Origin of the sequence: Streptomyces caatingaensis (genome assembly GCF_001187435.1) — a bacterium.
In the GTDB taxonomy this organism is placed as follows: Bacteria; Actinomycetota; Actinomycetes; order Streptomycetales; family Streptomycetaceae; genus Streptomyces; species Streptomyces caatingaensis.
The window spans coordinates 16,045-39,239 of record NZ_LFXA01000017.1; the positions used below are offsets into that span (position 1 = coordinate 16,045).

Here is a 23,195-nt window from a genome sequence, read left to right on the forward strand (position 1 = left end):
ACAGAAGTGACAGCGACACAGAGACGCACCGTCTTCCTGCTCGCGCACACCGGCCGCCCGGCGGCCGTGCGCAGCGCCGAACTCGTCGTGCAGGGCCTGCTGCGCTGCGGCATCGGCGTCCGCGTGCTGGCCGAGGAGGCCGCCGACCTGCCGCTGCCGTCCACCGTCGAACGCGTGGAGACCGGCCCGGACCACCCGGACGTGCTGGAGGGCTGCGAGCTGCTCGTCGTCCTGGGGGGTGACGGGACGCTGCTGCGCGGCGCGGAGTTCGCCCGGGTCTCCGGGGTGCCGATGCTCGGGGTCAACCTCGGCCGCGTCGGCTTCCTCGCGGAGGCGGAGCGCGACGACCTCGACAAGGTCGTGGACCGGGTGGTCACCCGTGCGTACGAGGTCGAGGAGCGCATGACCCTCGACGTCCTCGTCCGTACCGACGGGCACGTCGTCCACACGGACTGGGCGCTCAACGAGGCGTCGGTGGAGAAGGCGGCGCGGGAGCGGGTGCTGGAGGTCGTCACCGAGGTCGACGGGCGGCCCGTCTCGCGCTTCGGCGGCGACGGCGTGGTGTGCGCGACGCCGACCGGCTCGACGGCGTACGCCTTCTCCGCCGGCGGGCCGGTGGTGTGGCCGGAGGTGGAGGCGTTGCTGATGGTGCCCATCAGCGCCCACGCGCTCTTCGCCAAGCCGCTGGTGACGGCGCCGGATTCGGTGCTCGCGGTGGAGGTGCAGCCGCAGACGCCCAACGGCGTGCTGTGGTGCGACGGACGGCGGAGTGTGGAGCTGCCGGCGGGGGCGCGGGTGGAGGTGCGGCGGGGGGCGGTGCCGGTGCGCCTGGCGCGGCTGCATCACGCCTCGTTCACCGACCGGCTGGTCGCGAAGTTCGCCCTGCCGGTGGCGGGGTGGCGGGGGGCGCCGCACTAGGCGGCCCGGCACCGCCCGCCGTGGGGGCGCGCCCGGCCGCGAGGAGGCCGGCGGCGTGCGGACGTGTGGGTTCCGGGCCTGGCGGGCGGGGGTGCCCGCGTGTCCGGCGGTGGCCGGCCGGGCCGGCGGCGGGGGTCTCGCCGGGGCGCTCCCGGGGCGGCCGGGGCGGGGGAGGCCGTCGCGAGGGGGGCCCGGAACCTCGTATGGTCGTATCCGTGTTGGAGGAGATGCGGATCCGGTCCTTGGGCGTCATCGATGACGCGGTGGTCGAGCTGTCACCCGGTTTCACCGCGGTGACCGGCGAGACCGGTGCCGGCAAGACCATGGTTGTCACCAGCCTCGGGCTGCTGCTCGGCGGCCGGGCCGACCCCGCCCTGGTGCGCGCCGGCGCCAAGGCGGCGGTGGTCGAGGGGCGGATCGCCGTCGACCGCCGGTCGCCCGCGGCCGTGCGGGCCGAGGAGGCGGGCGCCGAGCTCGACGACGGCACGCTGCTCGTCAGCCGCACGCTCTCCGCGGAGGGGCGCTCCCGCGCCCACCTCGGCGGCCGGAGCGTGCCCGTCGGGCTGCTGGGCGAGCTCGCCGACGACCTCGTCGCGGTGCACGGCCAGACCGACCAGCAGGGGCTGCTGCGGCCGGCCCGGCAGCGCGAGGCCCTCGACCGGTACGCGGGGGACGCGGTGGCCGTGCCGCTCGCCAAGTACGCCGACGCCTACCGCCGGCTGCGGTCCGTCGCCGCCGCGCTGGACGAGCTGACCACCCGCGCCCGTGAGCGCGCCCAGGAGGCGGACCTGCTGCGGTTCGGCCTGGACGAGGTCGCCGCCACCGAGCCGCTGCCCGGCGAGGACGCCGAACTGGCCGCCGAGGCCGAGCGGCTGGGCCACGCCGAGGCCCTGGCCTCCGCCGCCACGGCCGCCCACGCGGCGCTGGCCGGCGACCCCGAGGACCCGGCCGGCGTCGAGGCGTCCTCCCTGGTCGCCGGGGCGCACCGGGCGCTGGAGGCGGTGCGCTCGCACGACCCGGCGCTCGCCGCGCTCGCGGACCGGATCGGCGAGATCGGCATCCTGCTGGCCGACGTGGCCGGCGAACTCGCCGGGTACGCCGCCGGCCTGGACGCCGACCCGCGCCGGCTGGCCGCCGTGGAGGAGCGGCGCGCGGCGCTGGCCCACCTGACGCGCAAGTACGGCGAGGACATCACCGCCGTCCTCGCCTGGGCCGAGCGGAGCGCCGAGCGCCTCGGCGAGCTGGAGGGCGACGACGAGCGGATCGCGGAGCTCACCGCCGAGCGGGACGCGCTGCGGGCCGAACTCGGCGCGCTGGCACAGGAGCTGAGCGACGCCCGCGCCGAGGCGGCCGGGCGGTTCGCCGAGGCGGTCACGGCGGAGCTGGCGGAGCTGGCGATGCCGCACGCGCGCGTCTCGTTCGCGATCGGGCAGAACCCGGTGGACGACGAGGAGTCGGGCATCGAGGTCGGCGGGCGGGCCGTCGCCTTCGGGCCGCACGGCGCCGACGACGTCGAGCTGCTGCTCGCCCCGCACCCCGGCGCCCGGCCGCGGCCCATCGCCAAGGGGGCCTCCGGCGGTGAGCTCTCGCGCGTCATGCTGGCCGTGGAGGTGGTGTTCGCGGGCTCCGACCCGGTGCCGACGTACCTCTTCGACGAGGTCGACGCGGGCGTCGGCGGGCGGGCCGCCGTCGAGGTGGGCCGCCGGCTGGCGCGGCTGGCGCGGACGGCGCAGGTCGTGGTCGTCACGCACCTGCCGCAGGTGGCCGCGTTCGCCGACCGGCACCTCGTCGTGGAGAAGACCCACGAGGGGTCGGTGACCCGCAGCGGGGTCAAGGTCATGGAGGGCGAGGACCGGGTGCGCGAGCTGTCCCGGATGCTGGCGGGCCAGGAGGACTCCCAACTGGCCCGCGCGCACGCCGAGGAGCTGCTGGCGGCGGCGCGCGCCGGGCGGTGACACGGCGGGACGGAGAGGCGGCCGGGACGGAGAGGCGGTCGGGGTGGTGATGCGGCCGGGTCGTGACGCGGCCGTGCGGTGACGTAACGGACCGCCGGGCCGTAAAGGGTCGTCATCCCCAAACCGGGTGAATCCGCTGAAGTGCGGGCGAGACAGGGCGGGCCGTGCGCGGAGCGGTGGTGCGTGGATGCCGGTGGCGGCTGGCATCCTGGGCTCGGCACCGCCGCCGTTGCGGTCTCCCCCCTCCTCGCAGCCGACCCAGCCGACCCAGGAGCCACTCCCGCGTGAGCAGCACACCCGGCACGTCCCACGGGCGGCCGCCCCTGCACGCCGTCCAGGTCCTGGGCGGCGGGAGCGGGGGCACCGGCGCCCATGTGCGGTCGCTGGCGGCCGGGCTGGCCGCGCGCGGGCTGCGGGTGACGGTCTGCGCGGCCGGGTGCGCGGAGGCGCGGTACGGGTTCACCGAGGCCGGTGCCGCGTTCGAGGCCCTGCCCGCCGGGACGGACGCGCTGCTCGTCGCCGGGATCCGCGCCGCGAGCGCGGACGCGGACGTCGTCCACGCGCACGGGCTGCGCTGGGGCGTCCTCGCCGCCCTCGCGCTGCGCGGGCGCGCCACGCCGCTGGTCGTCACCTGGCACCGGCGGGTGTGCGCCGCGGGCGCCCGTGCCCACGTCGTCCGGCTCATGGAGCGCCGGGCCGCGCGCGGCGCGGCGGTCGTCCTCGCGCCCTCCCCCGACCTCGTCGACCAGGCGCGGCTGCGGGGCGCGCGGGACGCGCGGCTGACGGCCGTCGCCCTGCCCGGGCCCCGGCCGCCGGCCACCGGTCCGGAGGAGGACCTTCCGCGGGACAAGGTGCTGGCCGAACTCGGCGTGCTGGGACGGCCGTTGCTCCTCGCCGTCGGGCGGCTGGAGGAGGGGCAGGGGTACGGGCCGCTGCTGGACGCGGCCCGCTCCTGGCGCGGTCTCGACCCCGAGCCGCTGCTCGTCGTCGCGGGGGAGGGGCCCGAACGGGGCGCTCTGCAGCGGCGGATCGAGGGCGAGGGGCTGCCCGTCCGGCTCGTCGGGCGGCGCGACGACGTCCCCCAGCTGCTGGCCGCCGCCGACGTCGCGATCCTGCCCAGCCGCTGGGAGGCGCGCTCCCTGCTGGCGCAGGAGGCCTTCCAGGCCGGGGTGCCGCTCGTCGCGACGTCGGTGGGCGGGGTGCCCGATCTCGTGGGGGACGCGGCGGAGTTGGTGCCGTACGGGGACGCGGGCGCCCTGGCGGGCGCCGTCTCCGGGCTGCTGGAGGATCCGCTGCGGCGGGAGCGGCTGGTGGCGGCGGGCCGGGAGCGGCTGGGGGAGTGGCCTTCGGAGGACGACGCGGTGGCCCATGTGCTGAGCGTCTACGACGAGTTGAGCGGGTGGGGGTAGCCGGCCGCCGTGCGCGGACCGGGGCTCATCCGTCCGGCAGGCGGCGGTGGCGCGCCCGCAGGGCCAGGGACAGCGACAGGCGCGTGTCCGGGTCGTCCAGGTCGGCGCCGAGGAGGGCGGAGATGCGGGCGAGGCGGTCGTAGAGCGTCTGGCGGTTGACGTGCAGAGCACGGGCCGCCTCCGCCTTGCGCCCCGCGCGCCGCAGGTACGCGTCCAGCGTGGCGAGCAGCGCGTCGTGGGCGAGGAGGGGCCCGAGCGCCCGGTCCACGAAGGCGGAGAGGTCGGAGGGGCGCAGGCGCCACAGCAGGAGGTCGACGTCCAGCGAACGGACGTCGTACCAGGGGCGCTCGGGAAGGCCGGACGCCGCCTCCGCCGCCTCCGAGACGTGCCGCAGCCCCGCCCCGGCCGAGGCCCAGTCGCACGGCGTGCCCACGACCACCACGGCGGGAACCCGCACCCGCCGGGCCCCCGCCCGCAGCGCCGCCGCCAGCCGGTCGGCGACCGCGGTCCGGTCGGCGGCGGAGCGCGGGGCGGCCAGCAGCGGCATGCGCCCCTCCGGCAGCCGCACCCCCAGCAGCACCGGCACCCCGACGCCGGGCAGCTCCGACTGGACGGCGGAGGTCAGTGCCGCCCAATCCGCGTCCGGACAGGGCGACTTCAGGACGGCCGGCAGCAGCGGGCCGGGGCCCGGGCGGAAGCCCAGCACCCGGGCCAGGGCCGGGGCGTCGGCCGCCTCCAGCCGGCCCTCGGCGAGGTCGGTGAGGAAGTCGCCGCGCCCCCGCGCCGCGAGCTCCTCCTCCTGGCGGGCCTGGAGGAGGACGACGGCCAGCAGCGCCGCCGTGCGGTCGGCGGCGATCCGGTGCACGGGCACCGACGGCCCGTTCACCGGCAGGACGACCAGCCGGGCGCGGTCCGGACCCGGACCGCGCCCGGGTATCGGGGACTCGACCCGGTCCGGCGGCGGGGCCGTGCGCAGCCCCTCCCACACCTGGAGCGGCCCGGCCGCGCCCGGCGGCGCGGGATCGGGCCCGGCCGCGTGGAGGAGGCGCCCGTCGGCGGCCACCAGGAAGACGGGGTTGCCGGTGAAGCCGGCGAGCAGCCGCAGCACCTTCGGCACCCCGCCGCCGTCCAGCAGCGCCCGCGTGCACCGGTCGTGGAGCTCGTCCGCCCGCCGCAGCACCGCGTAGTGCTCGTTGACGAGCTCCGTGTGGATCTCCTCGGTCACCGCGACGAACGGCACCTCGCGGTGCAGCTGCACCAGCGGCAGGCCGCACGAGCGCGCGGTCTCCACGACCGCGGCCGGCAGCGTGCGGAAGCACGCCCCCAGCTCCACCACCAGGGCCGCTATGCCCCGTTCTGCCAGCCCGCGGACGAACGCGCGCTGCTCCGCGGGGCGCGAGCCCACGCCCAGGCCGGTGGTGAGGAGCAGTTCGCCGCCCTTGAGGAGGGCGGCGATGTGGGGCGCCTCGCCGGCGTGCACCCAGCGCACGGGGCGGTGCAGCCCGTCGGCGGCGGCGAGCACCTCGGGCAGTCCCCGCCGCAGGGCGGGGAGTTCGAGGGCACGGGCGACGGTGACGGTGCCGTGGGGTTCCATGGGAAGAACCTAGACCGGGCCCCGGCCGCCGCCCCGGGCGGTCAGCCCCCGAAGGCGCTCGACGCCGTCAGCCGCAGCGCCGTGTCGATCAGCGGGACGTGGCTGAACGCCTGCGGGAAGTTGCCCACCTGCCGCTTGAGATGCGGATCCCACTCCTCCGCGAGCAGCCCCAGGTCGTTGCGGAGGGCCAGCAGCTTCTCGAAGAGCTGGCGCGCCTCGTCCACCCGCCCGATCATCGCCAGGTCGTCCGCGAGCCAGAACGAGCAGGCCAGGAAGGCCCCTTCGTCGCCCTCCAGTCCGTCCACGCCCGCCTCGTCGCCGGCCGTCGGGTAGCGCAGGACGAAGCCGTCGGGGGTGGACAGTTCGCGCTGGATCGCCTCGATGGTGCCGATCACGCGCTTGTCGTCCGGCGGCAGGAAGCCCATCTGCGGGATCAGCAGCAGCGAGGCGTCCAGCTCCTTGGAGCCGTAGGACTGGGTGAAGGTGTTGCGCTCCTTGTCGTAGCCCTTCTCGCAGACGTCGCGGTGGATGTCGTCGCGCAGCTCGCGCCAGCGCTCCAACGGGCCGTCCACGTCGCCCGATTCGATGAGCTTGATGGTGCGGTCCACCGCGACCCAGGCCATCACCTTGGAGTGGACGAAGTGGCGGCGCGGGCCGCGCACCTCCCAGATGCCCTCGTCCGGCTCGTTCCAGTGGTCCTCGAGGTAGCTGATCAGGCGGAGTTGGAGGAGCGAGGCGTAGTCGTTGCGGGCCAGGCCCGTCATGTGCGCCAGGTGCAGGGCCTCGATCATCTCGCCGTACACGTCGAGCTGGAGCTGGCCGGCGGCGCCGTTGCCGACGCGGACGGGCTGCGAGTTCTCGTAGCCCGGCAGCCAGGGCAGCTCGGCCTCGCTGAGCTCGCGCTCGCCCGCGATGCCGTACATGATCTGGAGGTTCTCGGGGTCGCCGGCGACGGCCCGCAGCAGCCACTCGCGCCAGGCGCGGGCCTCCTCGCGGTAGCCGGTGCGCAGCAGCGACGAGAGGGTGATCGCGGCGTCCCGCAGCCAGGTGAAGCGGTAGTCCCAGTTCCGGACGCCGCCGATCTCCTCGGGCAGCGAGGTCGTCGGCGCGGCGACGATGCCGCCGGTGGGCGCGTACGTCAGGGCCTTGAGCGTGATCAGCGAGCGGACCACGGCGTCCCGGTAGGGGCCGTGGTACGTACAGTGCTCGACCCACTCGCGCCAGAACTCCTCGGTGGCCTCCAGCGACCCCTCCGGGTCCGGCAGGGCCGGCGGGCCGCCGTGCGAGGGCTGCCAGCTGATGGTGAACGCGACGCGCTCGCCGGGGGAGACGGTGAAGTCGGAGTAGGTGGTGAGGTCCTTGCCGAAGGTCTCGGCGGTGGTGTCCAGCCACACCGAGTCGGGCCCGGCCACGGCCACGGTGCGCTCGCCCACCTTGTGCACCCAGGGCACCACGCGCCCGTAGGAGAAGCGCATCCGCAGCGCGGAGCGCATCGGCACCCGGCCGCTGACGCCCTCGACGATGCGGATCAGCTGGGGGGCGCCGTCGCGCGGCGGCATGAAGTCGATGATGCGGACGGTGCCGCGGGCGGTGTCCCACTCGGACTCCAGGACCAGGGAGTCCCCCCGGTAGCGGCGGCGGTCGGCGCGCGGCGGCGCGGCCCCCGACGGGTGCGCGGGGCCGATCCGCCAGTAGCCGTGCTCCTCCGTGCCCAGCAGCCCGGCGAACGCCGCATGGGAATCGAACCGCGGTAGGCACAGCCAGTCGGCCGTGCCGTCCCGGCAGACCAGCGCGGCGGTCTGCATGTCGCCGATGAGTGCGTAATCCTCGATACGCCCGGCCACGTCATCTCCAGTCGAACGGCATCGTGACCCCGCGAAGGGGGCCTCTGGCGGTCAAGCGAAGCGATCTGTAGACGAGCCTGTGGTTCCGGAAGGGGGGTCCCGCCCCTGGTGGGAAGAAGCCCCCGGTGGTGCCTGGGGGAGGTGGCTGGAGGAGGGCGGGATGGTGCCGTGCCGGCCGGCTCGCTGCGTGTGTCCGAGCAGGATACGACGCCGAGTTGGGGGATGCGCGACGGTTGGCCGGGGAATCCTGTGCCGAATGGGTGGCCTGTGACGCAGGGGTCGTACGGTCGTCGCGCCGCGTCACCGGAGGCGACCGCTCTGGGGCGCTGATACCCTGGTACCCCGTGGACCGGTGGGCGCAAGACCCCTCGACCGCAGCGACGGCACCCCCGCAAAGACGCCGGGTGAGCGCCGGTACGCACCTCACCAAGCGACCACGGGAGACCCCCTTTGGCCATTGCCGCTAAGCCCACGACGACCAAGCACCTCTTCGTCACCGGGGGTGTCGCCTCCTCGCTCGGCAAGGGGCTGACCGCCTCCAGCCTGGGCGCGCTGCTCAAGGCCCGGGGCCTGCGGGTGACGATGCAGAAGCTCGACCCGTACCTCAACGTCGACCCGGGCACGATGAACCCGTTCCAGCACGGTGAGGTGTTCGTCACCAACGACGGCGCCGAGACCGACCTGGACATCGGCCACTACGAGCGCTTCCTCGACGTCGACCTCGACGGCAGTGCCAACGTCACCACCGGCCAGGTCTACTCCTCCGTGATCGCCAAGGAGCGGCGGGGCGAGTACCTGGGCGACACCGTGCAGGTCATCCCGCACATCACCAACGAGATCAAGCACCGCATCCGGCGCATGGCGACCGAGGACGTCGACGTCGTCATCACCGAGGTCGGCGGCACGGTCGGCGACATCGAGTCGCTGCCGTTCCTGGAGACCGTCCGCCAGGTCCGCCACGAGGTCGGCCGCGACAACGTCTTCGTCGTGCACATCTCGCTGCTGCCCTACATCGGCCCCTCCGGCGAGCTGAAGACCAAGCCGACCCAGCACTCCGTCGCCGCCCTGCGCAACATCGGCATCCAGCCCGACGCGATCGTGCTGCGCGCCGACCGCGAGGTCCCGACCGCCATCAAGCGCAAGATCTCGCTGATGTGCGACGTCGACGAGGACGCGGTGGTCGCCGCCATCGACGCCAAGTCGATCTACGACATCCCCAAGGTGCTGCACGCCGAGGGCCTGGACGCCTATGTCGTCCGCAAGCTGGACCTGCCCTTCCGCGACGTCGACTGGGCGCAGTGGGACGACCTGCTGGACCGCGTCCACAAGCCGGACCACGAGGTCACCGTCGCGCTCGTCGGCAAGTACATCGACCTGCCGGACGCCTACCTCTCGGTCACCGAGGCCATCCGTGCGGGTGGCTTCGCCAACCGCGCCCGGGTGAAGATCAAGTGGGTGACGTCGGACGACTGCGTCACCCCTGCCGGTGCCAAGAAGCAGCTGTCCGACGTTGACGCGATCTGCGTCCCCGGCGGTTTCGGCGACCGCGGCGTCAACGGCAAGGTCGGCGCGATCACCTACGCCCGTGAGAACAAGATCCCGCTGCTGGGCCTCTGCCTCGGTCTCCAGTGCGTGGTCATCGAGGCCGCGCGCAACCTGGCCGGCATTGCCGACGCCAACTCCACCGAGTTCGAGCCCGGCACCGCGCACCCGGTGATCTCCACCATGGCCGAGCAGATGGACATCGTCGCCGGCGAGGGCGACATGGGCGGAACGATGCGCCTGGGCATGTACCCGGCCAAGCTCGCCGAGGGCTCCATCGTGCGCGAGGTCTACGGCGACGAGCCGTACATCGAGGAGCGCCACCGCCACCGGTACGAGGTCAACAACGCGTACCGCGCCGAGCTGGAGAAGAAGGCGGGCATCGTCTTCTCCGGCACCTCCCCGGACAACAAGCTCGTCGAGTTCGTCGAGTACCCGCGCGAGGTGCACCCGTACCTGGTGGCCACCCAGGCCCACCCGGAGCTGCGGTCCCGGCCGACCCGTCCGCACCCCCTCTTCGCCGGACTGGTGAAGGCGGCCGTCGAGCGCCAGAAGGGCTGACCTCCGGCGTCTTATACGGTGGGCCGGGGTGAGCGCCTCCTCCTCGTGAGGGGGGCTCGCCCCGGTTCCGCTTTTCTGGAGGACGCAATGCGCACTATCAAGGACACCGCCGAGTCGTGGCGGGTCACCGCCAGTGAGACCCCGTTCACCGGCAACAAGACCGCCGCCCGGACGGATGTGGTGGTCATGCCCGACGGGTCCACGGCCAAGCGCGACTACCAGGTGCACCCCGGGTCGGTGGCCGTCCTCGCGATCGACGGGCAGGACCGGGTGCTGGTGATCAACCAGTACCGGCACCCCGTGCGGCACCGGCTCTGGGAGATCCCGGCCGGGCTGCTGGACGTCCCCGGCGAGAACCCGCTGCACGCCGCGCAGCGCGAGCTCTACGAGGAGGCGCACGTCAAGGCCGAGGACTGGCGGGTCCTGACGGACGTCTTCACCTCCCCCGGCGGCTGCGACGAGGCGCTGCGCATCTTCCTCGCCCGCGATCTGTCGGACGTGGAGGGCGAGCGCTTCGAGGTCTCCGAGGAGGAGGCCGACATGGAGCTGGCGCGGGTGCCGCTGGGGGAGCTGGTGCGCGGGGTGCTGGCGGGTGAGCTGCACAACACCTGCCTGGCGGTGGGGGTGTTGGCGCTCGCCGCGGCGCGGGCGGGCGAGGGCGTCGACGCCCTCCGCCCCGCCACCGCCCCCTGGCCGGCCCGCCCCTTCGAGGCGTAGGCCCCAGCCCCGCCCTAATCCGTTTTCGCAGGGGGTGCCCCTGCGGTACCCCGGCGGGGGGCGGGTGCGCTCCGGGCGGGGTGCGTTCCGCGTGGGGGTGTGTTCTGCGTGGGGGTGCGTTCTGCGTGGGGCGGGGCTTCGCCCCTGCGCCCCACCGGGGGCTGTGCCGCTTGGTCCCCGCTTCGGGGTTCGTCCCGTGCGCGCCGGCGGGCTCCGGGCGGGGTGCGTTCCGTGCAGGGGCGAGGTTTCACGCCTGCGCCCCCCGGGGGCTGTGCCCCCTGGTCCCCGCTTCGGGGTTCGAGCATGCCGGCGGGCTTCGGCGGGGGTGCGTTCCGCGCGGGGCGGGGCTTCGCCCCTGCGCCCTACCGGGGGCTGTGCCCCCTGGTCCCCGCTTCGGGGTTCGTCCCGTGCGCGCCGGCGGGCTCCGCCCCTGGCTCCCTGCCAGGGGCTGCGCTCTGCGTTCCTCCCACCGGGGCTGCCTCCCGCCCCCGCCCATCGGGGCTGCCCCTGTCCTACGCCGAGCGGGGCTTCGCCCCCTGTCCCCTGTGCGGGGCCTCGCCCCGTATCCGCTTCGGGGCTCCGCCCGGGCCCCTTCGGGGCTCCGCCTCGCACCCGCCTCGGGGGGCTCCGCCCCGCACCCCGTTACCGCGCCCTGCGCGGTTCGTCCCCCAGCTCCCAGGGGGCTCCAGCCCGGGCCGAACCCCCGTGGCCGGCGCGGAAACCAGCCCGTCCTGCGGCCCTCTCAGCAGCTTGAGGACGAAGGCGGCGTGGTCGCCGCGCTGCCGGGCGCGGGGGCGAGCCCCGCGCCGGGGGGTCAGGGGGCGCAGCCCCGGAGAAACGGTGAAAGGGCGGGGTGGGGGAGGGAAAGACAAACCGAAGAGGTGATGGTACGAAGAGCCGCGACGCGGCTCACCCGCCCCGCCGCGCCGGTGAACTACGCTCGGCCCGTGGAGACCGACGAACTGGCCGTGGCGACCGGCGCACGCCCGCGCCGGTCGGGAGCGGCCGTCCCCGGCCGAGCGCCCAGCGGCGCGGCCGCCCCGTTCACCGGACGCGACCGGGAGCTCAAGGAGCTGCGGGCCGACATCGCCCGCACCGGACTCGACACCCTTTCCGGGCGCAAACGCCCGCGCTGCCGCGTCCTGCTCGTCGCCGGACGCCCCGGCTCCGGCCGCACCGCGCTCGCCGAGGAGCTGGCCCGCCGGCTGGAGCGGGACTACCCGGACGGGGTACTCCGCGCCCGCCTCACGGACGCCGACGGCACCCCCGTCCCCACCGACCGCACCGCCCGCGCCCTCCTCGCCGACCTCGGCGCCACGGCCACGGCCCCCGCCGGGGCGGACGAGGACGAGCTGACCGCCGCGCTGCGCGGCGCCCTGACGGGCCGTCGGGTGCTGATGCTGCTGGACGACGCCCCGGGCGCGGAGCACGTGGAACCGCTGCTGCCGGACGAACCGGAGTGCCTGGTCGTCGCCGTCGCCCGCGGCCCGCTCACCGGCGTCCCCGACGTCCGCCCGTGCACGCTGGGCGGGCTGGAGACGGCCCCGGCCGTCGATCTCCTGGAGTGGTACGCGGGCCCCACCCGCATCACCGTCGACCCGACGGCCGCGGCCGCCGTCGTCCAGGAGTGCGCGGGCCAGCCCGCGGCACTCGTGCTGGTGGGCGGCTGGCTGGCGGCCCACCCGAAGATGTCGGTGGCCGACGCGGCCCGCCGGCTGCGCGAACTGCCCGTCCCCGACGGGCAGGAGGGCACGGGCCGCCCCCTGGCCCGCGCCCTGCGGCTGGCCTACGAGGCGCTGCCGCCGCTCGACGCCCGGATACTGCGGCTGCTGGCGCTCGCCCCGGCCGGTCCGGCCGACGCGCACACCGCCTCGGCGCTGGCCGGGTGTTCGTTCGCCGCCGCCCAGGCCGCGCTGGAGGGCTTCGTCGCCCGCGGGCTGTTGCGCACCGTCCCGGTCGACGGCGTCCCGGGCGCACCGGGCGCGCTGCCGCCGCAGTACCAGGTGCCGGGCGCGCTCGCCCCGCTGCTGCGGGCCCTGCTGGAGGCCACGGACCGGCCCGCCGAGGTGGAGCTGGCGCGGGCCCGGATGCTGGAGCGGGTCGTCCGGCAGCTGCACTCGTGCCGGGCCGCCGCGGGGCTCACGGACCCGTCCGTCCGCCGCCGCGTCGCCGAACTCCCGCGCCCGCTGCGGTTCCCGTCGGCGCGGGTGGCGGAGGAGTGGCTGCGCTCGCGGCTGCCCGCGCTGCTGGCGGCCGCCCGGCTGGCGGTGGAGGACGGCGGGCTGGACACCCTCGCCCGCCGCCTGGTCTCCGCGCTGACCCGGGCGCTCGGCGCCCACCTGCCGCCGGAGGAGGCCGGCCCCGAGCAGTACGGGCTGCACCGGCTCGTCCTCGACGTCGCGGGCCGCCGCTCGATGCCGCTGGAGAAGTCGGCGGCCCTGCTCAACCTGGGCGACCTGGACGCCCGGGCCGGGCGCACCCGGATGGCGCTCGGCCGCTACCGCGAGGCGCTCCAGTCGGCGCGCGAGGCCGGCGACCCGTACGCGACGAGCCGCTCGGTGGAGTCGGTCGCCGCCGCGTACCGGGAGCTGGAGGACTGGGAGCGCGCGGCCGACTGGTACCGGCGGGGCCTGGAGCTGCGGCTGACCCGCGGCGAACTGGCCGACGAGGCGCGGCTGTACGCGCGGCTGGGCGAGGTGCACGGGCACGCCGGCGAGTGGGGCGAGGCGCTGCGCAGCTGGCGGGCCGCGGCCGCCGCCTGCCGCCGGCTGGGCGATCCGCCGGGCCAGGTCCGGGCGCTGGCCGAGGCGGCCGCCGCCCAGGAGCGGCTGGGGCGCGGGCAGGAGGCGGTGCGCACGGGGGCCGAGGCGGTGGAGTGCGCGCGCCGGTCGGGCGACGGGCGGCTGGAGGCCGTCGCCCGGCTGCGGCTGGCCGGGGCGCTGGAGCGGCTGGGGGACGCGGCCGGGGCGCTGGAGCAGCGGAAGGCGGCCGGGGCCCTGGACGTGACGGTGGGCGCTTAGCGCTGCACACCCCGGGGTACATCCAGGGGCAACCTACGAATTCGGTAGCAGGATCCGCAAAGATTGGTGCTTTGTAAGGCTAGACAGCTCGGCCTCCTTCATTAGACTGGTTGCGCCGCGATCGACGCGGTCTGCTCTGGTGTGTCCCCGCACATCCGGATTAGCCTGAAAACCTCTGATTCAAGGACCGTGATCGACGTGAAGGTCGGCATCCCCCGCGAGGTCAAGAACAACGAGTTCCGCGTGGCCATCACCCCCGCCGGTGTCCACGAGCTGGTGCGCCACGGCCACCAGGTCGTCCTGGAGAAGGGGGCCGGCCTCGGCTCCTCCATCACGGACGCGGAGTACGTCGCGGCCGGCGCGTCCATCCTGGACACGGCCGACGAGGTGTGGGCCACCGCCGACCTGCTGCTGAAGGTCAAGGAGCCGATCGCGGAGGAGTACCACCGCCTCCGCAAGGGCCAGACCCTCTTCACCTACCTGCACCTGGCCGCCTCCCGCGCGTGCACGGACGCCCTGCTGGAGTCCGGCACCACCGCCATCGCCTACGAGACCGTCGAGCTGGCCAACCGCGGCCTGCCGCTGCTCGCCCCGATGTCCGAGGTCGCGGGCCGGCTGGCCCCGCAGGTCGGCGCCTACCACCTGATGCGCTCCGCCGGCGGCCGCGGCGTGCTGCCGGGCGGCGTCCCAGGCACCCACGCGGGCAAGGCCGTCGTCATCGGCGCCGGCGTCTCCGGCTGGAACGCCGCGCAGATCGCCGTGGGCATGGGCTTCCACGTCACCCTGCTCGACAAGGACATCAACAAGCTGCGCGAGGCCGACAAGGTCTTCGGCACCAAGGTGCAGACGATCGTCTCCAACGCCTACGAGCTGGAGAAGGCCGTCGTCGAGGCCGACCTCGTCATCGGCGCCGTCCTCATCCCGGGCGCCAAGGCCCCCAAGCTGGTCACCAACGAGCTCGTCGCCAAGATGAAGCCCGGAAGTGTACTTGTCGACATTGCGATCGACCAGGGCGGCTGCTTCGAGGACTCGAAGCCGACCACCCACGCGGAGCCGACCTTCACCGTCCACGACTCCGTCTTCTACTGCGTCGCCAACATGCCGGGCGCGGTGCCCAACACCTCCACCTACGCGCTGACCAACGCCACGCTGCCCTACATCGTGGAGCTGGCCAACCGCGGCTGGCAGGAGGCGCTGCGCCGGGACGCCGCGCTCGCCAAGGGCCTCAACGTCCATGAGGGACAGGTCGTTTACGGTCCGGTCGCCGAGGCGCACGGCCTTCCGTCCGTCGAACTGAGCACGCTCGTCGGCTGAGGCGTGGGCGCGCCCACAGCGGGAATGCACAACCGGCAGGGTCTTGCGCGCAAGGCCCTGCCGGGGTGTTTTCGGCACGATTTCCCCCGGTGACGCACACCGGGAAAATGTGCGGGTGACGCGCTGAACACCCTTGACAGAAGGGCGTTCGATTGCCGACACATCGTGCCGTCTCCGGCGGATTGTGTTGCTGCGGACCGCCGACACGCCATAGAGTCGCCAACCGTCGGCATGGTGCCACGCTGACCTATCTAGATGTTTCCTGGTCACCAAGGAGGTAGGACGACTTGTGAATGAGTCGACATTTGCTCCCGGGGGTGGTCAACCAGGAATGCCTGCGCAGGGCCAGAGTCCCGCGGGACTCCACGCCGTCGGCTCCGTCGCTGTCCACACCTTCGCAAGCCAGCAGGACATCCAGAGCATGACGACAGCCCACCAGAGCATGGACGGTCAACACGTGAACGCCATGGCCGGCGGCGGTGATCCCGCCCGTCTCGCCGACTACGAGGAAGTGCCCGACGGGCACTTCTACGACCCGGACGCGGAGTACGAGCCCGACCCCGAGTACGCGGCCACCCTGGCCCCGGACGCCGCCCGCCAGCGCCGCGAGCGCATCGGCCCGACCGGCCGTCCGCTGCCGTACTTCCCGATCCCGGGCCCGCTGACCGACCACGGCCCCGCCAAGATCATCGCGATGTGCAACCAGAAGGGCGGGGTCGGCAAGACCACCTCGACCATCAACCTGGGTGCCGCGCTGGCCGAGTACGGCCGCCGGGTGCTGCTCGTCGACTTCGACCCGCAGGGCGCGCTCTCCGTCGGACTGGGCGTCAACCCGATGGAGCTCGACCTGACGGTCTACAACCTGCTGATGGAGCGGGGGATGTCGGCCGACGAGGTGCTGCTGAAGACCGCGGTCCCCAACATGGACCTGCTCCCCAGCAACATCGACCTGTCGGCCGCCGAGGTCCAGCTGGTCAGCGAGGTGGCCCGCGAGTCCACGCTCCAGCGCGCCCTCAAGCCGCTGATGGCCGACTACGACTACATCGTGATCGACTGTCAGCCGTCGCTGGGCCTGCTGACGGTGAACGCCCTGACGGCCGCTCACAAGGTCATCGTCCCGCTGGAGTGCGAGTTCTTCGCGCTGCGCGGCGTCGCGCTGCTCACCGAGACCATCGAGAAGGTCCAGGAGCGGCTCAACCCCGAGCTGGAGCTCGACGGCATCCTCGCCACCATGTACGACTCGCGCACCGTCCACAGCCGCGAGGTGCTCGCGCGTGTGGTCGAGGCGTTCGACGACCACGTGTACCACACGGTCATCGGCCGTACGGTCCGCTTCCCCGAGACCACCGTCGCGGGGGAGCCCATCACCACGTACGCGTCCAACTCCGTCGGCGCCGCCGCCTACCGCCAGCTCGCCAGGGAGGTGCTCGCCCGGTGTCACGCCGAGTGAGTCTGCCCGGCGCCGACGAGCTGTTCCGCACCACCGGCGGGGTGGGGCTCCAGTCCTCGGCCCCCCGCAGACAGGCCAAGGCCGACAAGGGCGCCGCCGCCGCGCGGGTGCCCGGTCCGGCCGCCGCCGAGCCCGACGGCGCCGCCGCACCGGCGTCCGGTGACGGCTCCGGGCGCGGAGCGCCGGCCGAGGCGCCCGCCGGAGCGGACCGGGACGCGGCCGACGCGGAGCGGCCCGAGCGCCGTCCCTCCGTTCCCTCCGTCGTCGAGCGCGAGCGCCCGGCGGGGCGGACGGCCTCCGCCGCCTCCGCCACCACCGGCCGGGCCGGTGACCCCGCCGCCCCCGCGCGCCGCCGCGGCCGCGCCGCCAACCGCCGGCCCAGCGGCCGGGAGCGCCACGACGAGAAGATCACGGTCTACGTCTCCGCCGAGGAGCTGATGGACCTGGAGCACGCGCGCCTCGTGCTGCGCGGCGAGCACGGGCTCGCGGTGGACCGCGGCCGGATCGTGCGGGAGGCCGTGGCCGTCGTCCTCGCCGACCTCGAGGCGCGCGGCGACGCGAGCATCCTCGTGCGGCGCCTGCGGGGCCGCTGAGCGGGTTCGCCGCTACCCTGCCTCGGGCGGGCCCACACCCCGCCGACGCGGCCCGTCCCGGGCCGTCTCAGACGCTCTCGCCCCCTGGACCACCTCCGCATGCCCACGCCCGTGCCGCCCCCGCCGCCTCCGCCGGCCCGTCGTCCGCTGGGGCGGGGGGCCCTGGCCGCCGGGCGAGGTGGTGAGGCGCCCGCGGCCGCCGCCGCGGGGGAGGACGCCGGGGGCCGCGACGCCGCCGTTCCCGGGCCCGCCGCCGAACAGGCGCCGGGCCCGGAGCCCGGGGGGCCGGAGCCCGGGGGGCCGGGGGCCGGGTCCGCCGCCGACGGCCGGTTCACGCTCCACCTGGAGAACTTCGAGGGGCCCTTCGACCTTCTCCTCCAGCTCATCGCCAAGCACAAGCTGGACGTCACCGAGGTCGCCCTCTCCCGGGTGACGGACGAGTTCATGGCCCACCTGCGCGCCATGGGGCCCGACTTCGACCTCGACCAGACGACCGAGTTCCTCGTCGTCGCCTCGACGCTCCTCGATCTCAAGGCGGCCCGGCTGCTGCCCGCCGCCGAGGTGGAGGACGAGGCGGACCTCGCCCTCCTGGAGGCGCGCGACCTGCTCTTCGCGCGCCTGCTCCAGTACCGCGCGTACAAACGCATCGCCGAGATGTTCGGCGAACGGCTCGCCACGGAGGGCCGCCGCTACCCCCGCACCGTCGGCCTGGAGCCGCACCACGCGGAGCTGCTACCCGACGTCGTCCTCGGCATCGGGCCGCAGCGGTTCGCCGAGCTGGCCGTCAAGGCGATGCAGCCCAGGCCCGCGCCGCAGGTGTACGTGGACCACATCCACGCCCCGCTGGTGAGCGTCCGCGAGCAGGCGGAGATCGTCGTGGCCCGGCTGCGCGAGGCGGGCGCCGCGAGCTTCGGCGAGCTGACGGTCGACGCCGCGGACACCCTCACCGTCGTCGCCCGCTTCCTCGCCCTGCTGGAGCTCTACCGCGAGCGGGCGGTGCAGCTGGAGCAGGAGGAGGCGCTCGGCGACCTCAGGGTCCGCTGGACGGGCGAGGAGGACGCGGCGCCGAGGGTGACGGACGAGTTCGATCAGCAGGAGGAGCGGCAGGCATGACCGACACGGAGACGCTCGCGCTGGGGCCCGCCCTGGAGGCCGTCCTCATGGTCGTCGACGAACCCGTCACCGAGGAGCACCTCGCGAAGGTGCTGCAGCGCCCGCGGCGGGAGATCGCCGACGCCCTGGCCGCGCTGGCCGACGAGTACACCGCCCAGGGCCGCGGCTTCGAGCTGCGGCCCGTCGGCGGGGGCTGGCGCTTCTTCACCCGGCCCGAGTACGCGGACGCCGTCGAGGCCTTCGTGCTCGACGGCCAGCAGGCCCGGCTGACGCAGGCCGCGTTGGAGACCCTGGCCGTCGTCGCGTACCGTCAGCCGGTCAGCCGTTCGCGGGTCTCCGCGGTCCGCGGGGTGAACTGCGACGGCGTCATGCGCACCCTCCTCCAGCGGGGCCTCGTGGAGGAGACGGGGACGGAACCCGAAACAGGTGCGATCCTGTACAGGACGACGAACTACTTCCTGGAGCGGATGGGCCTGCGCGGCCTGGACGAGCTCCCCGAGCTCGCACCGTTCCTCCCGGAGGCGGACGTGGTCGAGGGCGACTCCCAGGAAGGGGTGCCGTCGTTCGATCCGGATGCCCCGGACACCGAAGCGGACGACAAGACGGAACTTTGATGCGAAGCAGCGGCAGGAACAGCGGTAGCGGCAACCGGGACGACCGGGGCGGACGCGGCGGGTCCCCCCGGCAGGGGTCCGGCGGCGCGCGCTCGGGCGGCGGACGCGGCACGGGCGGCGGCGGACGCTCCGGGGGCTCGCGCTACGAGGGCGGCCCGCGCGACGGCGGCTCCCGCTACGACGGGGGCGGCCGGCGCGACGGCGGCCGGCAGGAGCAGCGTCCGCGCCGTCCGCGCCCCGAGGAGCGCCGCTACGACGTCGGTCCCGACGCCGAGCGCACCGGCCGCGGCGCCTCGGCCCGCGGTGGCGCCAAGGGCGGCCCGCGCCGCGGCTCCGCCGCGTCGGGCGGCCGCCGGACGGCCCCGGCCCGCCCGCGCGAGCTCGACGCCAAGATCGAGGAGCGCAACCGGGAGCGGCACAGCAAGCCCGCCCTCAAGCTGCCCAAGACCTTCGGCGAGCAGGAGGGCGAGCGCCTCCAGAAGGTGCTGGCCCGGGCCGGCATGGGCTCCCGCCGCGCCTGCGAGGAGCTGATCGAGCAGGCCCGCGTCGAGGTCAACGGCCGCATCGTCACCGAGCAGGGCCTGCGGGTCGACCCGGAGAAGGACGAGATCAAGGTGGACGGCCTCACCGTCGCCACCCAGTCCTACCTGTTCTTCGCCCTCAACAAGCCGGCCGGCGTCGTCTCCACCATGGAGGACCCGGACGGCCGCCAGTGCCTCGGCGACTACGTCACCAACCGCGAGACCCGGCTCTTCCACGTCGGCCGCCTCGACACGGAGACCGAGGGCATCATCCTGCTCACCAACCACGGCGAGCTGGCCCACCGCCTCACGCACCCGCGCTACGGCGTCCAGAAGACCTACCTGGCCGCCATCACGGGCCCGCTGCCGCGCGACATCGGCAAGCAGCTCAAGAACGGCATCCAACTGGAGGACGGCTACGCCCGCGCCGACAACTTCCGCGTGGTGCAGCAGACCGGCAAGAACTACCTGGTCGAGGTCACCCTCCACGAGGGCCGCAAGCACATCGTGCGGCGCATGCTGGCCGAGGCCGGCTTCCCGGTCGAGAAGCTCGTCCGCACCTCCTTCGGCCCGATCGCCCTCGGCGACCAGAAGTCGGGCTGGCTGCGCCGCCTGACGAACACCGAGGTCGGCATGCTGATGCGCGAGGTCGACCTCTAGGCCCGCCCCCGGACCCGGGCGCCCCGCCACGGCGGGCGCCCGGGATCCCCGGCCGATGCCCGGGGCCGACCACGGCCCGGGCGGCCCGGCTGCCGGAGGAGCCGGCGGCACGGCGGGGGCTGCGCCCCCTGCGCCCCGCCCCCTGGCCGGCGCCCGCACACGTGCGCCCGGCCGGCAGCCGCGGCACCCGCCGCCCCACGTGCGGGGTGGCACTCGCCGGCCGCGATCGTGAGAGTGCCGGTGCGCAGCAGGCCGCAGGCGCTGCCGGGGAGGCGGGGGGAGGTGCATCACGTGGGTTCCGGTCGGGGTTACGACCAGACCGTCAGGCCGGTGGCCCGTCCCTCCTCGTCGCGCTGGATCTCCATCATTCCCTCGACCGCGTCACGGTTGATACGGCCGAAGACGTGCGGGAAGAGGGTGCCGGGGGCGACGCCCGGCGGCGGTGCGGGGGAGGCCGCCTCCCAGCGGACGAGGACGCCGAGCTTGTGCTCGTCGATCAGCAGCGCCATCAGCGGCCCCCGGGCGTCCCGGTAGAAGGCGGAGGCCACGGCGAGCGTCGTCTCCTCGTCGGGGGAGCAGTGCACGAAGCCCTCGTCGTTGAGGGACTCGGGGGCGTACGGACGGTCGGGGACGGCCAGCCAGTCGTCGAGGGGCACCACGTGAAAGATCATGCCCTCGGTTGTACCCGACTCCGGGCTGGCTAGGGTGGGACGCGCAGCAACCCGTCCCCCGCCCAGGTCGAGACCGCAAGGACCATCGCCCCCGTGAGAACCGCCCTCGTCATCGGCACCGGCCTGATCGGCACCTCCGCAGCCCTCGCGCTCGCCGCCCGCGGCGTCCGGGTGCACCTCAGCGACCACGACCCCGCGCAGGCCCGGACCGCGGCCGCCCGCGGCGCCGGTACCGACGAGGAGCCCGAGGGCCGCTGCGACCTGGTGATCGTCGCCGTGCCCCCCGCCCACGTGGCGGCCACCCTCGCCGAGGCGATCGGCGCCGGCCGCGGCCGCGCCTACCTCGACGTGGCCAGCGTCAAGGGCGGCCCCCGCCGCGAGCTGGAGGCCCTCGGCTGCGACCTCTCCGGCTACCTGGGCACCCACCCCATGGCCGGCCGCGAGCGCTCCGGCCCCCTGGCCGCCTCCGCCGACCTCTTCGAGGGCCGCCCCTGGGTGCTGACCCCCACCCGGGACACCGACACCGAGGTCCTCAACATCGCCCTCGAACTCGTCGCCCTGTGCCGGGCCGTCCCCGTCGTCATGGACGCCGACGCCCACGACCGGGCCGTCGCCCTCGTCTCCCACACCCCCCAGCTCGTCTCCAGCATGGTCGCGGCCCGGCTGGAGGACGCCGACGAGACCGCCGTGCGCCTGTGCGGCCAGGGCATCCGGGACGTGACCCGCATCGCCGCGTCCGACCCCCGGATGTGGCTCGACATCCTCTCCGCCAACCCCGGCCCCGTCGCCGACGTCCTCGACGGCCTCGCCGCCGACCTGACCGCCACCGTCCGGGCCCTGCGCGCGCTGGACTGCGCGGGCGCCGCCGAGGAGGCGGCGGCCGGGCTGGAGTCGGTGCTGCGCCGCGGCAACGCGGGCCGCGCCCGCGTCCCCGGCAAGCACGGCGCGGCCCCCGCGGCGTACGAGACCGTCACCGTCCTGATCGGCGACCAGCCGGGCGAGCTGGCCCGCATCTTCGCGGACGCCGGCCGGGCGGGCGTCAACATCGAGGACGTCCGCATCGAGCACGCCACCGGCCAGCAGAGCGGTCTGATCCAGCTGATGGTCGAGCCGCAGGCGGCCGCCGCGCTGACCGCGGCCCTGCGCGAGCGGGGCTGGGCGCTGCGCCAGTGAGGATCCCGGCGGCGGGATCCGCTCCGGCGAGCCAGTAACCTTGAGGGGGCCCGAGTAGGTCGTGCGCTCGTCAACCGTGTACAAGGAAGGTGTCTGACACCGTGGAAACCGCCGCCAGGACCGCGCCGGCAGCAGTCATCGTCGGCATCGACGGCCCCTCCGGCACGGGCAAGTCCAGCACCTCCAAGGCCGTCGCCGCCAAGCTCGGCCTGCGCTACCTGGACACGGGTGCGCAGTACCGGGCGATCACCTGGTGGATGCTGAGCAACGGCATCGACGTCGAGGACGCCGCGGCCGTCGCCGCCGCGGCCGGCAAGCCCGAGATCGTCTCCGGCACGGACCCGTCCGCGCCCACGATCACCGTCGACGGCGCCGACGCCGCCGGTCCCATCCGCACCCAGGAGGTCACCTCCGCCGTCAGCGCCGTCAGCGCCGTCCCCGAGGTGCGCACCCGGCTGACCGAGCTCCAGCGCTCGATCGCCGCCGCCGCCCCGCAGGGCATCGTCGTCGAGGGCCGCGACATCGGCACGACCGTCCTGCCGGACGCCGACCTCAAGATCTTCCTGACGGCCTCCCCGGAGGCCCGCGCCGCCCGCCGCAACGGCGAGCTGAAGGGCAAGAACGCCCAGGACCCGGCCGACCTGGCCGCCACCCGGGCCGCGCTCGTCAAGCGGGACGCCGCCGACTCCGGCCGCAAGACCTCCCCGCTCGCCAAGGCCGCCGACGCCGTCGAGGTGGACACCACCGACCTCACCCTGGAGCAGGTCGTCGAGTGCGTGGTGACCCTCGTGGAGTCGAGGCGGAGCGCGGCCGAAGGCACGGAGAAGCGGTCCGCGTGACCGCATCCGCCTCCGGTGCGGCCGTCGGCAGACGGATCGGCATCGGCCTGATGCACGGGCTGTGGCGGCCCCGCGTGCTGGGCGCCTGGCGGGTGCCCGCCGCGGGACCGGCCATCCTGGCCGTCAACCACTCCCACAACATCGACGGTCCGATGCTCATGGGCACCGCGCCCCGGCCCGTGCACTTCCTGATCAAGAAGGAGGCGTTCGTCGGCCCGCTCGGCGCCTTCCTGCGCGGCATCGGCCAGCTCGAGGTGGACCGTCGGGGCACCGACCGGGCCGCGGTCACCGGCGCCCTGGAGGTCCTGGAGCACGGCGGCGTCCTGGGGATCTTCCCCGAGGGCACCCGCGGCGAGGGCGACTTCGCCGCGCTGCGGGCGGGCCTGGCCTACTTCGCCCTCCGCTCGGGTGCGCCCGTCGTCCCCGTCGCGGTGCTGGGCAGCACGGAGCGCAAGGGACGCCTCGTCCCCGCGCTGCCGCCGCTGCGCGGCCGGGTGGACGTGGTCTTCGGCGACCCCTTCGACGCCGGCGACGGCAGCGGGCGGCGCACGCGGGCGGCGCTGGACGAGGCGACCGTGCGCATCCGGCGCCGGCTGGGCGCACACCTGGCGGAAGCCAAGCGCCTCACCGGGCGCTGAACGAGACTGAGTAGCGGACCGCCCGGTCCGCAGACCATACGAACGAGGA

18 protein-coding genes are annotated in these 23,195 nt (G+C 75.0%); 15 read left to right on the forward strand and 3 right to left on the reverse strand.

All coding sequences use genetic code 11. From position 1 onward, the window contains the following. The first annotated feature begins 6 nt into the window (after positions 1-6). The 3 genes from AC230_RS22480 (at position 7) to AC230_RS22490 (ending at position 4,282) form a co-directional block, all read left to right on the forward strand. Positions 7-918, forward strand: a complete 912-nt coding sequence (locus AC230_RS22480) for an NAD kinase (protein ID WP_049718160.1) — start codon at positions 7-9, stop codon at positions 916-918. Between the two features lie 203 nt (positions 919-1,121). Then, a complete protein-coding gene (recN, locus tag AC230_RS22485; protein ID WP_049718161.1) occupies positions 1,122-2,873 on the forward strand; it encodes a DNA repair protein RecN in 1,752 nt (583 codons plus the stop codon). A gap of 284 nt (positions 2,874-3,157) precedes the next feature. Continuing rightward, the gene (locus AC230_RS22490) at positions 3,158-4,282 is read left to right on the forward strand and encodes a glycosyltransferase family 4 protein (protein ID WP_049718162.1); all 1,125 of its coding nucleotides are present in this window, start codon (positions 3,158-3,160) and stop codon (positions 4,280-4,282) included. A 25-nt stretch (positions 4,283-4,307) separates the two neighbouring features. Here AC230_RS22490 and AC230_RS22495 read toward each other — a convergent pair whose 3' ends face one another. Then, positions 4,308-5,876, reverse strand: a complete 1,569-nt coding sequence (locus AC230_RS22495; RefSeq protein WP_049718163.1) for a PucR family transcriptional regulator — start codon at positions 5,874-5,876, stop codon at positions 4,308-4,310. A 41-nt stretch (positions 5,877-5,917) separates the two neighbouring features. Beyond that, entirely contained in the window at positions 5,918-7,720 is a 1,803-nt protein-coding gene (locus tag AC230_RS22500; RefSeq protein WP_049718164.1) for a glycoside hydrolase family 15 protein, read from the reverse strand. Between the two features lie 450 nt (positions 7,721-8,170). On the opposite strand from AC230_RS22500, the gene AC230_RS22505 reads away from it, so the two are divergent. The 9 genes from AC230_RS22505 to AC230_RS22545 all read left to right on the forward strand — a co-directional run bounded on the left by AC230_RS22505 (position 8,171) and on the right by AC230_RS22545 (position 19,825). After that, positions 8,171-9,823, forward strand: a complete 1,653-nt coding sequence (locus AC230_RS22505; protein ID WP_049718165.1) for a CTP synthase — start codon at positions 8,171-8,173, stop codon at positions 9,821-9,823. Between the two features lie 87 nt (positions 9,824-9,910). Then, positions 9,911-10,540 carry an NUDIX domain-containing protein gene (locus tag AC230_RS22510; protein WP_049718166.1) on the forward strand — a complete coding sequence of 210 codons (630 nt, stop codon included), beginning with the start codon at positions 9,911-9,913 and terminating at the stop codon, positions 10,538-10,540. Between the two features lie 947 nt (positions 10,541-11,487). Then, on the forward strand, positions 11,488-13,560 hold the full coding sequence (locus tag AC230_RS22515) for a tetratricopeptide repeat protein (protein WP_422125623.1): 2,073 nt from the start codon (positions 11,488-11,490) through the stop codon (positions 13,558-13,560). A 198-nt stretch (positions 13,561-13,758) separates the two neighbouring features. Next, positions 13,759-14,874: an alanine dehydrogenase gene (gene ald, locus AC230_RS22520; protein WP_049718822.1), complete on the forward strand. Its 1,116-nt coding sequence runs from the start codon at positions 13,759-13,761 to the stop codon at positions 14,872-14,874. Positions 14,875-15,205: 331 nt separating this feature from the next. After that, positions 15,206-16,324: a ParA family protein gene (locus tag AC230_RS22525; RefSeq protein ID WP_049718167.1), complete on the forward strand. Its 1,119-nt coding sequence runs from the start codon at positions 15,206-15,208 to the stop codon at positions 16,322-16,324. Continuing rightward, entirely contained in the window at positions 16,309-16,917 is a 609-nt protein-coding gene (locus tag AC230_RS22530; RefSeq protein ID WP_078871501.1) for a hypothetical protein, read from the forward strand. The genes AC230_RS22525 and AC230_RS22530 overlap by 16 nt, the downstream gene beginning before the upstream one ends. A 99-nt stretch (positions 16,918-17,016) precedes the next feature. Next, positions 17,017-18,030: a segregation and condensation protein A gene (locus AC230_RS22535; protein WP_049718169.1), complete on the forward strand. Its 1,014-nt coding sequence runs from the start codon at positions 17,017-17,019 to the stop codon at positions 18,028-18,030. Continuing rightward, entirely contained in the window at positions 18,027-18,644 is a 618-nt protein-coding gene (gene scpB / locus AC230_RS22540) for an SMC-Scp complex subunit ScpB (RefSeq protein ID WP_049718170.1), read from the forward strand. Before AC230_RS22535 ends, scpB begins: the two co-directional genes overlap by 4 nt. Further along, positions 18,644-19,825 carry a pseudouridine synthase gene (locus AC230_RS22545; RefSeq protein ID WP_049718171.1) on the forward strand — a complete coding sequence of 394 codons (1,182 nt, stop codon included), beginning with the start codon at positions 18,644-18,646 and terminating at the stop codon, positions 19,823-19,825. The genes scpB and AC230_RS22545 overlap by 1 nt, the downstream gene beginning before the upstream one ends. A 308-nt stretch (positions 19,826-20,133) precedes the next feature. Here AC230_RS22545 and AC230_RS22550 read toward each other — a convergent pair whose 3' ends face one another. Beyond that, positions 20,134-20,496, reverse strand: a complete 363-nt coding sequence (locus AC230_RS22550; RefSeq protein WP_049718172.1) for a DUF952 domain-containing protein — start codon at positions 20,494-20,496, stop codon at positions 20,134-20,136. Between the two features lie 93 nt (positions 20,497-20,589). On the opposite strand from AC230_RS22550, the gene AC230_RS22555 reads away from it, so the two are divergent. The 3 genes from AC230_RS22555 (at position 20,590) to AC230_RS22565 (ending at position 23,146) form a co-directional block, all read left to right on the forward strand. Continuing rightward, positions 20,590-21,669, forward strand: a complete 1,080-nt coding sequence (locus tag AC230_RS22555) for a prephenate dehydrogenase (protein WP_049718173.1) — start codon at positions 20,590-20,592, stop codon at positions 21,667-21,669. A gap of 89 nt (positions 21,670-21,758) precedes the next feature. Then, the gene (cmk, locus tag AC230_RS22560) at positions 21,759-22,508 is read left to right on the forward strand and encodes a (d)CMP kinase (RefSeq protein WP_049718174.1); all 750 of its coding nucleotides are present in this window, start codon (positions 21,759-21,761) and stop codon (positions 22,506-22,508) included. After that, positions 22,442-23,146 (forward strand): lysophospholipid acyltransferase family protein, encoded by a 705-nt coding sequence (locus tag AC230_RS22565; protein WP_422125624.1) that lies wholly within the window; start codon positions 22,442-22,444, stop codon positions 23,144-23,146. Before cmk ends, AC230_RS22565 begins: the two co-directional genes overlap by 67 nt. Positions 23,147-23,195: the final 49 nt, after the last annotated feature.